Raw genomic sequence first — 14,454 nt, 5'->3', positions numbered from 1 at the left:
CACGCGAGTTGGGGGTTCTTCGTTTTCGCTGCGCGACCTGCAAAATGCGGCACGGGGAGCTCCCTTCGAGGTGAATGACACCTCTTGATGAGCTCCCCGTGCCGGCAATTGCGTCTCGCCCGTTTATCGCTCCAGAACCTTCCGCGTCACGACCTCGGGGCGGAGGTCAATGCGGCGCAGCAGCTGGGCGTTGAGCGCCACGATGATCGTGGACAGCGACATCAGAATCGCGCCGACCGACATCGGCAGCACGAAGCCGATCGGGGCGAGCACGCCAGCGGCGAGTGGCACCGAGATGAGGTTGTAGCCGGCGGCCCACCACAGGTTCTGTGTCATCTTCCGGTAGGAGGCGTGCGAGAGCTCGATCACCGAGAGCACCGACCGCGGGTCGTCGCTCACGAGAATCACACCGGCTGAGGCGATCGCAACGTCAGTTCCCGCACCGATCGCGAGGCCAACATCCGATTGGGCGAGCGCCGGGGCGTCATTCACGCCGTCACCGACCATCGCGACGTTGCGGCCTTCCTCCTGGAGTTCCTTGACCTTCGCAGCCTTGTCCTCGGGTCGTACGCCAGCGAAGACTCGGTCGATGCCAAGTTCGCGCGCGACCGAGTTCGCGACGGCCTCGGCGTCACCCGTGATCATCACGACCTGGATGCCGAGCTTGTGAAGGGCCTCGACTGCTTCGCGCGACTCCGGACGGATTTCATCGGCAAGCTTGAGCGCGCCGATGACCTTGCCGTCCTGCACCACGTGCAGGATGATCGCGCCGTCCTTACGCCACACATCCACCACTGCGAGCTCAGCGAGACCTTCCTCCTCCAGCATCTTCGGGCCACCGACGCGGACGATTGAATCGTCAATCGTCGCGGTGACGCCGACCGCCGGGGATGAAGTGAAGTCGCGGCTCGCGGGAACGGTGACGCCCTGCTGTTCGGCGCCGCGCATGATCGCCTTGGCGAGCGGATGCTCGCTGGCGGCTTCCGCTCCTGCTGCGAGAGTGAGGACGTGGCTTGCCTCGTGACCGTCGGCTGGTGAGATTTCGATAACAGTCGGCTCACCCTTGGTGAGCGTGCCGGTCTTGTCGAAGAGAACGGTGTCAACGGTGCGCATGCCCTCGAGGGCGTGGCGGTCCTTGATTAGGACTCCGCCGCGGGCCGCGCGCTCGGTCGCGATTGAAACGACCAGCGGAATCGCGAGCCCGAGCGCGTGAGGACACGCGATGACGAGCACCGTGATGGTGCGCACAACCGCGTCGTCGGGTAAGCCGATCGCCGTCCAGACGATCGCGGTAATGATGGCCGCGCCGACGGCGAACCAGAACAGCCAGCCTGCGGCCTTGTCGGCGAGGAGTTGCGCGCGCGAAGTGGAGTTTTGGGCATCCGCGACCAGCCGCTGGATGCCCGCGAGGGCAGTGTTGTCGCCGGTCGCGGTCACTTGGATGCGCAGGCCTGAGTCGGTTGCGACGGTACCGGCGGTGACTTGGTCGTCGACCTCGCGAGTCACGGTGCGAGATTCCCCGGTGACCATCGACTCGTCCATGGCGGCACGGCCGTCGACCACGGTGCCGTCTGCGGGGACGGTGCCACCGGGGCGGACAATGACGATGTCGCCGACCTGCAGGTCGCTGGGGGAGACCGTGACAACCTGGTCGCCCTCGAGCCGCTCCGCCTCGTCGGGCAGGAGTGCTGCCAGCGAGTCCAGGGCCGAGGTGGTCTGCGCGAGCGAGCGCATCTCGATCCAGTGGCCGAGCAGCATGATCACGACCAGGAGCGCGAGCTCCCACCAAAAGTCGAGCTCATGGTCGAGGAAGCCGAGGCTCGCACCCCAGGATGCGAAGAACGCGACGGTGATCGCGAGGGCAATGAGGAGCATCATGCCCGGCTTGCGCGAGCGGATCTCCGAGAGGGCGCCCTCGAGGAACGGTCTGCCACCCCAGACGTACATCACCGTGCCGAGAATCGGCGAGACCCATTGCAGCCAGGGGATATCCGGAAGTGTGTAGCCCACGATGGATGCGAACATCGGCGACAGGAGGACCGTCGGGATTGCGAGCACGAGCATGATCCAGAACAGTCGGCGGAACTGGCCGACGTGATCGCCGTGGCCACCATGCATGTCGTGTCCAGAATGGTCTTCGTGCCCAGCATGCATGTCGTGCCCGGCATGCTCATCGTGGCCAGAATGCCCGTGCCCGGCGGACTCGTCGTGTCGATGCTGGCCTTCTCGCGGTTCCTTCGGGTTATGTGGATGACTCATTAGTTCCTCCCTGGTAGCGACCTGCCTGCGTCTACTTCTTAGCTTAATACCCCATGGGGGTATCTATACTTGAAAACACGATGCGACTTCACGCTATTCCGAGAACGTGAAGAATCGCACGAAAAAAGCGGCGTGGATGCATGACTCGAGGCCTGCATCCACGCCGCTTGGGCGCGACTATGCCGCGTATTCTTGCGCTGCCTTCACGACCTCGGTGGCGAAGGTCCCCTGCGTAATCGCGGTTGCGCCGCCGTCGACGGGGATGGTGACACCGGAAACGTACTCTGAGAGGTCGCTCGCGAGGAAGGTTGCGACCTTCGCGATGTCGTCGGGGAAGCCGACGCGGCCACTGGGCTGGGTGTGCCCGAGGCGGTCCGCGAGGAACTGAACGAAGCCTTCCGATTCCTCGACCGGCACGCCGAACGTCTTCGCCATGATCGGCGTCATGATGATTCCCGGTGCGATGGCGTTCGAGCGGATGCCGAGGGTTCCGAGTTCTGCGACTGCCTGGCGAACGACGCCGACGATCGCGTGCTTCGCGGTCGTGTAACCCAGCGCGGACCAACCGCCCTGAAGGCCCGCGGCCGACGCTGTCGAGATGATCGAGCCGCCCGTGCCTTGCGCCTGGAATTGCAGTGCGGCGTATTTGTGCCCGAGGACGACACTTCGAGTGAGTAGGGCGATGGTCTTGTCGAATCCTTCAGAGCCGATCTCGAGGAGCGGCGACGGGTCACCCTGTGCGCCCGCGTTGTTGTACATGACGTCGAGCTTGCCGAACTTGTCGACCGTTGTTGTGACGACCTGTTGGATGCTGGCTTCATCGGTCACGTCGGTGTGTACATACAGTGCCGATTCACCGAGTCGCTCCGCAATTTGCCCGCCAAGCTCATCCTGAATATCGGCGATGGTTACTTTGGCGCCTTCTGCGATGAAGCGCTCAACGGATGCGAGTCCGATTCCGCTCGAACCTCCAGTGACGATTGCGACTTTGCCTTCGAGTAGTCCAGCCATTGCTGCTCCTTTGTATGACGGCGCGCTCCGTTATGCGCTCGGTGCCACTCACGGTAGTCAAGCCGACAGGTGTAGCCAATAGAAACTGAGGTGTTCGCAGCGGGTTCTCACTTGTCGTACACGCGGAGGTAATCGCGGACGGCCGCGACGGCCGTTGAGTTCAGCAAACACTGTATAGTCATTGAGTGCTGACTAATACTTCGCGTCTTGACGTTATGAACCGACTGGGCCGGGCGATGGCCGACCCGACCCGCTCGCGCATCCTGCTTTCGCTGCTCGAAGCGCCCAACTACCCGGCTGTGCTCGCGCGCTCGCTCGAGCTCACTCGCTCGAATGTGTCGAATCACCTCACGTGCCTGCGCGACTGCGGCATCGTCGTTGCCGAGCCTGAGGGCCGGCAGACGCGGTATGAGATTGCCGACGGCCACCTCGCGGCCGCGCTGACGGCGCTGCTGGACGTGACGCTCGCGGTCGACGAGGACGCGCCTTGCATCGACGACGCCTGCACGGTGCCGGGATGCTGCGGGGCGGATGCGGTGGCCGAGCCGACTGAGAAGGTCACGGCATGAGCACGGTGATTTCGGATGAGCGTCGCGCCGTTCTGAACCGGCGCGTGCAGTGGATCGTGGCGTTCACGATCACCTACAACGTGATCGAGGCGGTCGTCGCGATGTTCGCGGGTTCGCTCGCGTCATCGGCGGCGCTGATCGGCTTCGGTCTCGACTCGGTCGTGGAGGTGCTCTCGGCTGCGGTAATCGCGTGGCAGTTCAGTCGGCGTGATCCGGAGCGGTGGGAGAAGCCCGCTGTGCGGGCAATCGGCATCGCCTTCTTCGCGCTCGCGGCGTATGTCACGTTCGACGCGATTTCCGCACTCGTGACGCAGGAGGGCCCTGACGAGAGCCCGCTCGGCATCGGCATCACCGCGCTCAGTCTCGTGATCATGCCGCTGCTCGCGTGGATTGAATCGCGCACTGGTCGTGAACTCGGCTCGAAGAGCGTGATGGCCGATGCGAAGCAGCTGCTCTTGTGCATCTACCTTTCTGGTGCCGTGTTCCTCGGGCTTGTCTTAAACAGCCTGTTCGGCTGGTGGTGGGCGGACTCAGTTGCCGCGCTGTTCGTCGCAGTGCTCGCCGTTCGAGAGGGCATCGAGGCGTGGCGAGGGGACGTCGAGTCACCGTTCGAGGTGCTCGAGGAGCTTGAGGAAGAGTCCGCGTCCTAGTCTTCGGGGTAACCGCCTCGGCCTCCAGCCTCGAGGAAGCCGAGAATGTCGGAGGCATTAAGTACGCTCGTGGGATGGAGATTGAGGACCTCACGACGCTCCGGGACCAGCATCCGGCATGGCGGCTGTTGCGCGCCCAAAACGCCCCGCTCGTGCTGTCGTTTTTGGGGGAGCAGTTCGTCGAGCAGAATCAAGGGGCGATTCCGATGGGGCGGTTGGTGGATGCGCTCGACGAGCACCTCTACAAGATTCGCCAGTCAGACCCGGAGGCCTATCCGCGCGACCCCGAGAACTATCTCGACGATTGGGCCGACCCGCAGCAGGGATGGCTGCGGAAGTTCTATCCAGTGGACTCCGATGAGGTGCACTACGACGCGACGCCGGCGATCGAAAAGGCCGTCCAGTGGGTGCAGAGCCTGCAGCAGCGCAGTTTTGTCGGCACGGAATCACGCCTGCACACGCTGATCGAGCTCCTGCGACAGATCGTGCACGGCACCGAAACCGATCCGGATGCGCGGATCGCGGAACTCGAGCGGCGCCGCTCGCAGATCGATGAGGAAATCGAAGCGGTGCGCGAGAATCGTGCCGTGTTGCTTGACGAGACCTCGGTGCGCGATCGCTATCAGCTGTTCGCATCCACCGCGCGCGAACTCCTCTCCGACTTTCGCGAGGTCGAGGAAAACTTCCGCGGACTCGACCGCTCGGCGCGCGAGCGAATCGCGGGTTGGGATGGGAGTAAAGGGGAACTGCTCGGCGAACTCGTCAGTAGCCGTACCGACATTTCCTCGTCGGATCAGGGCCGCAGCTTTCAAGCGTTCTACGATTTCTTGCTCTCCGAGCAGCGACAACTCGAGCTCACGGACCTGATCGAGTCGGTCCAGTCGATGCCGGCGGTCCACGCCGATCGTAGACTCCGGCTCGTGCACCACGACTGGGCGGAAGCCGCGGAGCGGACGCAGCAGACGGTGCGCAGCCTGTCGGAACAGCTGCGCCGCTTCCTCGAAGACCAAGTCTGGCTCGAGAACCGCAGAGTCCTCGACCTCGTGCGCACGGTCGAACAAGCCGCGATTCGCGTGCGCAGCAATCCGCCGGAGGAGCTCGGCATTGTTATCGATGAGCCGGGGCTCACCATCGAGCTGCCGTTCGAGCGCCCGCTCTACAGCCCGCAGCCCGACAGCGTCATCGACAGCCTCATCGCACCCGAGGAAGACTCGGAGGGCGATTACGACGCGCTATTCGGGCAGCGGTTCGTTGACTCGGCTCGGCTGGTCGAAAACATCCGCTCCATCGTGCCGCGGCGGTCGGTCGCGGAGCTTTCGGACATCATCGAGCTGTATCCCGTGGAAGAGGGCATCGCGGAGATTCTCGGGTACCTTGCGCTGTCGGAGGACGATATCGATATTGCGCTCGACGATGAGGTCACCACGGTCATCGACTACACCGATCTTGCCGGAATGCCGAAGCGAGTGACGTTACCGAAGGTGTCGGTGGCGCGGCGATGACAAGCACGGAGCAGCACGCGATTTCAACGGTGATTGTCAAACTCATGCAGGGTGTCGTCTATCGCGAGGTGCACGAGGATGACTGGCGCACCATCGAGCGGCACGAGGCGCGAGTGCAGGATCACTTCGCGACGATCGGCATCCGCATGATCGTCGACCAGACCGAGGGCTATGCCTACCTCAAAACGGTCGAGCCGAGCGACGACGAGGAACCGCTGCCGCGACTCGTGAAGCGACGGGCTCTGACCTATCCGGTGAGTCTGCTGCTGTTGCTCTTACGCAAGCGGCTGGCCGAGTTCGAGGCCGGCGGTGACGAAGGCAAGCTCGTCCTCGAGCGGGATCAGATCGTCGAGATGCTGCGGATCTTCCTGCGCGATTCGACGAATGAGGCCAGGATACTCAAACAGGTCGACCAGACGATCACCAAGGTTGTCGAACTCGGATTCCTGCACAAATTGCGCGGCAGCCAGGGCCGGGGCGCGTGGGAAGTGCGGCGCATCCTCAAGGCCTACGTGGATGTGGAAACCATGGCCGACTTCGCCGGCAAGCTCGAGGCCTACGCCCAGTCGGAAGCGGGCCCGGACGCCGAAACCGGCGCCGACGCATCCGCAGCCGAACCCGAAACTGGCCCCGACGCATCCGCCGCCGAACTCTCGCTATTGGAGGAACCCGACCATGAGTGACGCCCTGTTTTCCGCGCTGGAGATCGAGACCCCGGAAACCAAGCGCACCGGCTACCGGCTCGCCAGGCTCGAGGTCTACAACTGGGGCACCTTCGATCGCCGCGTGTGGTCGTTGCAGCCCGACGGGAACACCTCGCTGCTAACGGGCGATATCGGTAGCGGCAAGTCGACGCTCGTTGACGCGATCACGACGCTGCTGCTCCCGGCCCACAAGATCTCGTATAACAAGGCGGCGGGCGCGACCACGAAGGAACGCAACCTTCGCAGCTACGTCGAGGGGCACTATCGATCCGAACGCAATGAGACGACCGGAACCTCCCGGCCGGTCGCGCTGCGCGACGAGCACTCGTACTCCGTGCTGCTCGGGGTGTTCGAGAACGAAGGCTACTCGCAGACGGTGTCGCTCGCGCAGGTGTTTCACCAGCGAGATCGCACCGGGCAGCCCGAGCGGTTTTACGCGACGGCGGATCGCGGGCTGAGCATCGCGACCGACTTCAGCGACTTCGGCAGCGACCTGAAGCAGCTGCGAAAGCGATTGCGCGGCAGCGGCGTCGACCTCGACAACACGTTCCCCGATTACGCCCGCCGGATGCGCCGCCTCCTCGGCATCGCGTCGGAGCAGGCGATGGAGCTGTTTCACCAGACGGTGTCGATGAAGTCGGTCGGGAACCTGAACGACTTCGTGCGCAGCCACATGCTCGAGCCGTCAGACGCGAGCGGCAGAATTACCGACATCGTCAACCACTTCGAGAACCTCACGCGCTCCTACGAGGCGGTGCAGCGGGCGACCGCCCAGCTTGAGCTGCTGTCGCCGCTCGTCGAAAGCGCGGACAAGTACGAGGCAGCGGTGGAACGGCACGCGGGATACCGCGCCGAACGCGAGGCCTTGGTGGTGTTCGCGGCGGAGCTCGTGACCGAGGTGCTCGACACCGCAATCGGCCAGACGGATGCGCAACTCGCGGATGCGCAGGAGGAACAGGAACGGATTGGCGCGGCGCGCGAAGCCAACACCCAGCAGCGGGAGCTGCTGCAGGCCGAACGCAGCAGCGCGGGCGGCGATCGGCTCAGCATCATCGACGCCGAGATTCCTGCCGCGACTACCAAGCTCGCCGAGGTCACGAGCAAGCGCGCGCGGTTCGCCGATCACCTCGAGCGTGCCGGCCTTGAGCCAGTCAACGACGACACCGACTTCCGGATGCGGCTGGCCGCGGTTGCGCAAGCGCGAGCGGATGCGGAAGGGGAGCGGGCCCGCGTGGCCGAGGAACGGCATCCGCTCACCCTGCAACATGGCAACGACAAGAAGCGTGCCGCCGAAATCGATGCCGAGATCGCGAGCCTCGAGGCGCGGCGCAACAACCTGCCGAGCGAACTTGCGAGGCTGCGCGAGTCCATGTGTGCCGGACTGGGCCTCGCCGAAACCGAGTTGCCGTTCGCGGGTGAGCTCATCGAGGTGCGCGAGGATTACGCCGAATGGCAGGGCGCGGCCGAGCGAGTGCTGCGGCCGTTCGCGCTGAGCCTGCTTGTGCCGCAGGCGCAGTACGCGCGAGTCTCGTCCTGGGTCAATGAGCGGCACCTTGGCACCCGCCTTGTGTATCTGCGCGTGCCGGAGCGCCGCGTTCCCACCCGGCCAATGGATGCGCACGGCGGGCCGCGACTTGTCGACGCGCTCGAGGTCGAGCCCGGCCCCTTCGCGGACTACCTCAAGGGCGAACTCGCGCGCCGTGCGGAGCACGCGCTCGTGGCCGACGCCGCAGCGTTGCAGCGCGAAGACCGGGCCGTCACCCGCGAGGGGCTCGTCAAGGATCGGGAGCGGCACGAGAAGGACGACCGCTTCAGGGTTTCGGATGCGCGACGCTGGGTGCTCGGCCGCAGCAGCGAGCGGAAGATCGCGGCGCTCACGAGCGAGGTGCAGGAACTGCGCGAGGCGATCGACGTCGCCGAACGTGAGCTTGCAGCGCTCGAGAAGCAATCGGATGCGCTCGGTCGCGCGATCGACGCGCTCTCCCGGCTCGAGGAATACTCGAGCTTCGCGGAGATCGACGTCGCGGACGCCGAGACAAAAGTGCGCGACCTCGAGGACGAGCGGCAGCGCATCCTGGCGGGCTCGACGCGGCTTGCCGAGATCGATCGACAGCTCGCGGAACTCGCCGAGGCCCAGCGCCAGCTCGAGAGCGAGAGCAATGACATCGCGAAACGACTCGGCGGCATCGAGCACGAACTCGAGCGGCTGCGCTCGCGGCACGCGAAGGAGCGGGAGCTGCTCGAATCGCTACCGGCGGTCAGCGTCGAGAGTGCTCGGGCGGTCTTCCCCGCATTGCGGCACCGCGTCGGGAAGCGGCAGCCGAGCACGGTCGACGACTGCGACACGCTGCGCGGCAAGATCCACGACGAGCTCGTGCGCGATTCGGATGCGGCGCAGCGCGAGATGAACGGTTACATCACGAGCGTGCAGCAGCAGATGGGGGAGATCCTGCGCCGCTGGCCGGAGCTCGCGACCGAGATGGATGCGAACGTCGGCTCGATCGGTGAGTTTCGTCGCCTGCACGGGCAGGTGAAAGAGGATGATCTGCCGAGGTTCGAGGCCGAGTTCAAGCGGCAACTCAACACGGAGTCGATCAAGGACCTCGCGAGCTTCAACTTCTGGCTGCAGCGCCAGGCGGACGAGATTCGTGAGCGAGTGGCGACCATCAACGAGGCCCTCGGCGCCATCGACTACAACCCGGGTCGCGTGATTACGCTCGTCGCCGAACTCTCGCCGAACTCAGAGGTCAGGGCGTTTCGCGCGGAGATGAAGGCCGCGACGGGCGACCTCATCGGCGGGGATGAGGATCCGGAACAGCGATTCGAGCGAGTGCGATTGCTGGTCGAACGGTTTAAAGGCCGCGAGGGTCGCACCGAGGCAGACAAAGCCTGGACTGCGCGCGTGACGGATGTGCGCAACTGGTACACGTTCGCGGCCTCCGAGCGCGATCGCGAGACCGGGGTGGAGCACGAGCACTACACCGACTCGGACGGCAAATCGGGTGGGCAGAAAGAGAAGCTCGCCTATACGATCCTCGCCGCGTCGCTCGCGTACCAGTTTGGGCTCGAGTGGGGCGTCGAGAAGTCGAAGGACTTCCGCTTCGCCGTCATCGACGAGGCCTTTGGTCGCGGCTCGGATCAGTCCACGCGCTATGCGCTCGAGCTGTTCGAGAAGCTCGGCCTGCAGCTGCTGATCGTGACGCCGCTGCAGAAGGTGCACGTCATCGAGCCGTATGTGAGCTCGATCGGCTTCGTCGATAACCCCGATGGAGCGGCGTCGAGGGTGCACACGCTCACGGTGGAGGAGTTCCGGGAGCGGCGGGCGATGAATTCGTGAGTACCGGGCGCCAGCAGGGTCCAGCTTCATGGACCACACCCGCCGACATTGAGAAGCGCATCGGGCGCCGGTGGGACAGCGGCGAGCTGCTCCGAAACCACGCCGCGGGGGCGCCGTTCGCGACCATCGACGTGCCGCTTCGCGGCCCATCCAGCGCCGACCTGACCGAGCATCTCGATGAGGCGCGCCGATGGGTGTCGGGTCTCGAGCGTGCGGCCGAGGGAGGGGCCGGGTTTCGGCTGGTCGAGAAGCACGTTGGCGGTCGTTCGCTCGGCCGCACGCAACTGCCCGGCCGGGCGCTGATCGAGAGTTACGAACAGGCGTGGCGGATGCTCGGAGTGGCCGGGCGGGACGGCGACGTGGAGCGCTTCGACGACGTGTTGCGCCGTTCGGCCCTGATCCCGGCCGCGCGCGACTGGGTGATTGCGCATCCGCTCAAGGCGATTGAACTCGCCGACGAATGGCCCGCGATTTTGGCCGCGCGCGATTGGCTCGAGTGGAATCGTGGCACGGGCAAGTTTCTCCGCGAAATCGACGCTCCTGGTGTTGACACCAAACTGGTCGAGCGGCGCCGGGGCGTGCTTGCCGAGATGCTCGGGGTGTCGGGGCGGGCGGAGGAGTTTCTCACCGGGCTCGGCCTCGGGCGGAAGCCCGTGATGGTGCGGATGCGCTTCGACCCGTCGTTGTTTGGGCTCCCGGTTGAACTCAGCGAGGCGTCGTTCCGCGTGCAGGAGTTGACGAGACTCCAGCCGCCGGTTGAGCGTGCGTTGATCGTCGAGAACGAGATCAGCTACCTCAGCGCGCCGATCCCGGAGCGCGGTGTGGTGCTGTGGGGGCGCGGGTTCGACGCGGTGGCTCCGGCGTCGCTGGCGTGGTTGGGTGCTGCCGCGGCTCGTGGCGAGGTGCGCTATTGGGGTGATCTCGACACGCATGGCTTCGCGATACTCAATCGCGTGCGTGCGCAGCTGCCGGGCGTGCGCTCGGTGCTCATGGACCGCTCGACTCTGCTCGCTCACGAAGAGCGTTGGGGCACCGAGCCGTCACCGACCAGCGCCATGCTACCGAACCTGACCGACACTGAGGCTTCCTTGTTCAACGATCTGGTCAGTGACCGCTACGCACCGCGACTTCGGCTCGAGCAGGAGCGCATCGACTGGGACTGGGTGCTGGATGCGCTGGGCCGGTAGCGCTATGTGTACGCAGTCCGCAATCGAGTGAGGAAAGCTTCACTCGGCACACCTACACTTGGCGCGAAAGGTGGGGTTATGTCAATTACGCGCGGTAATCGAACCATCGAGTCTTGGCTCACAGACATGGACGGGGTGCTAGTCGCCGAAGGGCAGGTACTGCCGGGTGCGCGCGAGTTGCTCTCGCACTGGCAGCGGACCGGGACGAAGTATCTCGTCCTGACCAATAACTCGACGTACACGCCTCGCGATCTCAGCGCTCGCCTCAGCGCGAACGGGATCGAGGTGCCCGAGACGGCGATCTGGACGTCAGCGATGGCGACCGCGTCATTCCTTGAGAGTCAGAAGCCAGATGGTAGCGCGTTCGTCGTCGGTGAAGTTGGGCTGACCACGGCCCTCCACGACGCCGGCTTCGTGATGACGGATGTTGATCCCGACTTTGTCGTTGTTGGCGAGACGCGCAATTACTCGTTCGAGGCGATCACCAAGGCGATTCGACTGATTGTTGGCGGGGCTCGCTTCATCTCGACGAACCCGGATCCGACCGGCCCGACGGCAGACGGCGTCGTTCCGGCAACGGGCGCGATCAATGCGCTCATCACCGCGGCCACCGGGCGCAAGCCGTACGTGGTCGGGAAACCGAATCCCATGATGTTCCGCTCGGCGCTCAATCAGATTGGTGCGCATTCTGAGTCGACGGTGATGATCGGCGACCGAATGGACACCGACATTGTTGCCGGCATGGAGGCGGGACTGCACACGATTCTCGTGCTCTCCGGGATCAGTACCCATGATGCGGTTGAGAGGTTCCCATTCCGCCCCGACGAGATCATTTCCGGGGTGCATGAACTGGTCGAGATGTACGTCGACGGGGAGTAACTGACGCATGCTGAGAATACTTGAATGAAGTGAGTTCCTTGCAAATTAGATGGCATGAGCAGGAGATTTCGGTTTCGTAGAATCACCGGAGTTCAGGGCGGTGGGAAAATTGACGAGCAGCGATGAATCATCAGCGTCAAAGGGAGTTGCTGCAGCGCTCGACGAGGGTTTCGAGTCCCAAGAAGCAACGGTTGTGGGCAAGTTGCAGTCGGTCAAGCTCGATACCCATCGCCTGCAGGTGACGGATGATTTCGGCAACACGATCCCGCTCCCCAATGTGGAGAACGATGATGAGTGCCGTGCCTTGATCGAACAGTACGTCTCTGCCGTCGGGATCCCGGAGCGGGACTCCGATGGGCGCATCTCGCAAATAGGTGCGGCAATCATTCAGCAGGCACCACCACTGCCAGTCTCGCCTGGTGTACGCAAGGCAGTCCCTCTCGAAGAACTCCTTGCGGGCGCACCGGGGCCTGCACGGGGTGGAGTGCCGGGTCTCACTGAAGAAGAGACGGTCGCTTTCCTAGAGGCGATTGGGCGCTAGTTGGCGAGCACTCAGGCGGTCCCACTTGATGCCGATGCGTCAGTCTCCGCGCTTGCCTTGGGGCTTAGATGGTCAAGAATGGAACGATGGCAAGGCGCGTAACGGTAATCGGAGCAGGCGTGATCGGTCTCTCCGTCGCACACGAGTTCGCATCCAACGGTGACGAGGTCACGGTAGTCGCGGACCAAGACACGATGGAGACCGTGTCGTCGGTATCCGCAGCACTCTGGTTCCCATTCCGCAGCGAGCGATCCGAGCTGGCCGACCAGCTGCTGGCCCGATCGCTCGAGCGATTTGTCGCGCTTACGGCCGAGTCGGATGCGGTAGTCAGGATGCGCACGGGAACCGTCGTCGAGCGCTTGGCCGACCCGGATCGCTCGTGGACGTCCCACCTTGCCCAGTTCGAGGAAGCATCCGCCGCGCAACTCCCGGAAGGCACCACCTCCGGTGTACGAGCCGCGCTGCCGTTCATTGAGATTCCGCGATACCTGCCCTGGCTCAAAGCACGGGTGCAGTCGCTTGGCATCACGTTCGAGTACCGCACCGTCGCATCCATCAAGGAGCTCGCGAACGAGAGCGACCTCGTCGTGATCGCGGTGGCGAGCTCCTCGGCGGCGACGAAAGCGTCTACCCGGTCCGTGGGCAGATCGTGCGGCTCGCGAATCCTGGGCTCGAAGAGTGGATGACCGATGAGGGTAATCCCGACGGCCTCACCTACATCTTCCCCCGCGAACACGACGTCATCGTTGGTGGCACGGCCGACGAGGGATCGTGGGATACCGAAATTGATCCGGCGACTGAGGCGGCGATCTTGGAGCGTGCACTGAAGCTAGTTCCCGAACTGGCGAATCAACCGTTGGTTGGCCGCGCGTGTGGGCTGCGACCCGCTCGGCCATCGATCAGCCTCGAACGCCTGACCGTCGACGGCGTTCCGGTGATCACTGCGTACGGTCACGGTGGCGCTGGCGTGACGCTGTCGTGGGGGACCGCGGAGCGGGTCGTTGAGCTCGCGGCGGCTGACGAAGACTAGACTCCGACAGTTTCGTAATTACCTATCCGTCTTCAAATCCGCGTTGATCGTCTGACGGACGCGCCGGATGTCCTGACGATCGAGCACACACCAGGCCATGGAATTAGAAGGGCTCAAAGTGGCACCGCCTCGTTGAGGATTCGATCCCGAAAGGCGGGGCGAAGCGACGTGTCCGGGACGAGATCGACGGGTGCTCCCACTTCATCGGCGATCAGCTGTTCAAGTTTGCCGAGCGCCATGAGGCTCAACGGTTTGTTCATCGTAAAGATCAGGTCGACGTCGGATTTCGAGTGTTCACGTCCAGTTGCTACCGATCCGAAGACCCGCACGTTGCTGCCGCCCGCGTCGGCGATGAGCTGTTTGACGCGCGGCGAAGCCTTCCGGAGTCGAGTCCCGAGTGGTGTATCCAACACGTCTGGACTCCCTAACTTGTGAGCGCCCGGGCCTTGACCGCAGCCAGATCACGCTCTAACCGTTCGAGGGCGCCGCGGAGGTCTTCGCTCTTGTGCTGGGCGATACCGTCAAGGATGAAGCCGCGTGCGAGAGTCGACACCGCGACCCCATTCTCTCGGGCTAGGTCTTGAAGCTCGGTAAGCGCGTCGGCGGGGATGCGAAGGGTCAATAATGGCGATGGCACGCGGTTCGCTTTTGTCCAGTTGCCCTCGGAGAGATCGTCTCGATACTGAGGGCTATCGGCGTCGATCTCCTTCTCGATCGCCGCGGCGATTTCTGGAGGGATGCGGTTATTAGGGGTCATGGCATTCAAGGTTTCTCTTCCGCCCCGA

14 protein-coding genes are annotated in these 14,454 nt (G+C 64.1%); 10 read left to right on the top strand and 4 right to left on the bottom strand.

Translation table 11 applies throughout. The annotated features are described in order from the left end of the window. Nucleotides 1-123 precede the first annotated feature (123 nt). Nucleotides 124-2,259 (bottom strand): heavy metal translocating P-type ATPase, encoded by a 2,136-nt coding sequence (locus tag GMOLON4_RS09125; RefSeq protein ID WP_026937209.1) that lies wholly within the window; start codon nt 2,257-2,259, stop codon nt 124-126. A gap of 177 nt (nt 2,260-2,436) precedes the next feature. Further along, complete coding sequence (locus tag GMOLON4_RS09120; protein ID WP_026937210.1) at nt 2,437-3,270, bottom strand: SDR family NAD(P)-dependent oxidoreductase; 834 nt, start codon at nt 3,268-3,270, stop codon at nt 2,437-2,439. A gap of 185 nt (nt 3,271-3,455) precedes the next feature. On the opposite strand from GMOLON4_RS09120, the gene cmtR reads away from it, so the two are divergent. From cmtR to GMOLON4_RS09070, 10 genes are all read left to right on the top strand, one after another. Then, on the top strand, nt 3,456-3,839 hold the full coding sequence (gene cmtR, locus GMOLON4_RS09115) for a Cd(II)/Pb(II)-sensing metalloregulatory transcriptional regulator CmtR (protein WP_026937211.1): 384 nt from the start codon (nt 3,456-3,458) through the stop codon (nt 3,837-3,839). After that, a complete protein-coding gene (locus GMOLON4_RS09110) occupies nt 3,836-4,489 on the top strand; it encodes a cation diffusion facilitator family transporter (protein WP_026937212.1) in 654 nt (217 codons plus the stop codon). The genes cmtR and GMOLON4_RS09110 overlap by 4 nt, the downstream gene beginning before the upstream one ends. 74 nt (nt 4,490-4,563) lie before the next feature. After that, entirely contained in the window at nt 4,564-5,991 is a 1,428-nt protein-coding gene (locus GMOLON4_RS09105) for a DUF3375 domain-containing protein (protein WP_026937213.1), read from the top strand. Then, nucleotides 5,988-6,674, top strand: a complete 687-nt coding sequence (locus GMOLON4_RS09100) for a DUF4194 domain-containing protein (RefSeq protein ID WP_084147557.1) — start codon at nt 5,988-5,990, stop codon at nt 6,672-6,674. Before GMOLON4_RS09105 ends, GMOLON4_RS09100 begins: the two co-directional genes overlap by 4 nt. Then, entirely contained in the window at nt 6,667-10,032 is a 3,366-nt protein-coding gene (locus GMOLON4_RS09095; RefSeq protein WP_026937214.1) for an ATP-binding protein, read from the top strand. The genes GMOLON4_RS09100 and GMOLON4_RS09095 overlap by 8 nt, the downstream gene beginning before the upstream one ends. Continuing rightward, nucleotides 10,029-11,219, top strand: coding sequence for a Wadjet anti-phage system protein JetD domain-containing protein (locus GMOLON4_RS09090; RefSeq protein ID WP_026937215.1), 1,191 nt, complete (start codon nt 10,029-10,031; stop codon nt 11,217-11,219). The genes GMOLON4_RS09095 and GMOLON4_RS09090 overlap by 4 nt, the downstream gene beginning before the upstream one ends. Before the next feature lie 78 nt (nt 11,220-11,297). Beyond that, complete coding sequence (locus GMOLON4_RS09085; RefSeq protein ID WP_035733026.1) at nt 11,298-12,098, top strand: HAD-IIA family hydrolase; 801 nt, start codon at nt 11,298-11,300, stop codon at nt 12,096-12,098. Between the two features lie 193 nt (nt 12,099-12,291). Further along, a complete protein-coding gene (locus GMOLON4_RS09080; protein WP_156892048.1) occupies nt 12,292-12,639 on the top strand; it encodes a hypothetical protein in 348 nt (115 codons plus the stop codon). Nucleotides 12,640-12,725: 86 nt separating this feature from the next. Beyond that, nucleotides 12,726-13,325 (top strand): FAD-dependent oxidoreductase, encoded by a 600-nt coding sequence (locus tag GMOLON4_RS09075; RefSeq protein WP_211222697.1) that lies wholly within the window; start codon nt 12,726-12,728, stop codon nt 13,323-13,325. After that, nucleotides 13,289-13,669, top strand: a complete 381-nt coding sequence (locus GMOLON4_RS09070; RefSeq protein ID WP_211222698.1) for an FAD-dependent oxidoreductase — start codon at nt 13,289-13,291, stop codon at nt 13,667-13,669. The genes GMOLON4_RS09075 and GMOLON4_RS09070 overlap by 37 nt, the downstream gene beginning before the upstream one ends. A gap of 113 nt (nt 13,670-13,782) precedes the next feature. Here GMOLON4_RS09070 and GMOLON4_RS09065 read toward each other — a convergent pair whose 3' ends face one another. Beyond that, nucleotides 13,783-14,082, bottom strand: coding sequence for a nucleotidyltransferase family protein (locus GMOLON4_RS09065; protein WP_084147558.1), 300 nt, complete (start codon nt 14,080-14,082; stop codon nt 13,783-13,785). Between the two features lie 11 nt (nt 14,083-14,093). Continuing rightward, nucleotides 14,094-14,426 (bottom strand): hypothetical protein, encoded by a 333-nt coding sequence (locus GMOLON4_RS09060; protein ID WP_026937218.1) that lies wholly within the window; start codon nt 14,424-14,426, stop codon nt 14,094-14,096. Nucleotides 14,427-14,454: the final 28 nt, after the last annotated feature.

The organism is Gulosibacter molinativorax, assembly GCF_003010915.2.
Classification (GTDB): Bacteria; Actinomycetota; Actinomycetes; order Actinomycetales; family Microbacteriaceae; genus Gulosibacter; species Gulosibacter molinativorax.
Note: the sequence above shows the minus strand (reverse complement) of the source record. Positions and strands in the feature narration are given on the sequence as shown.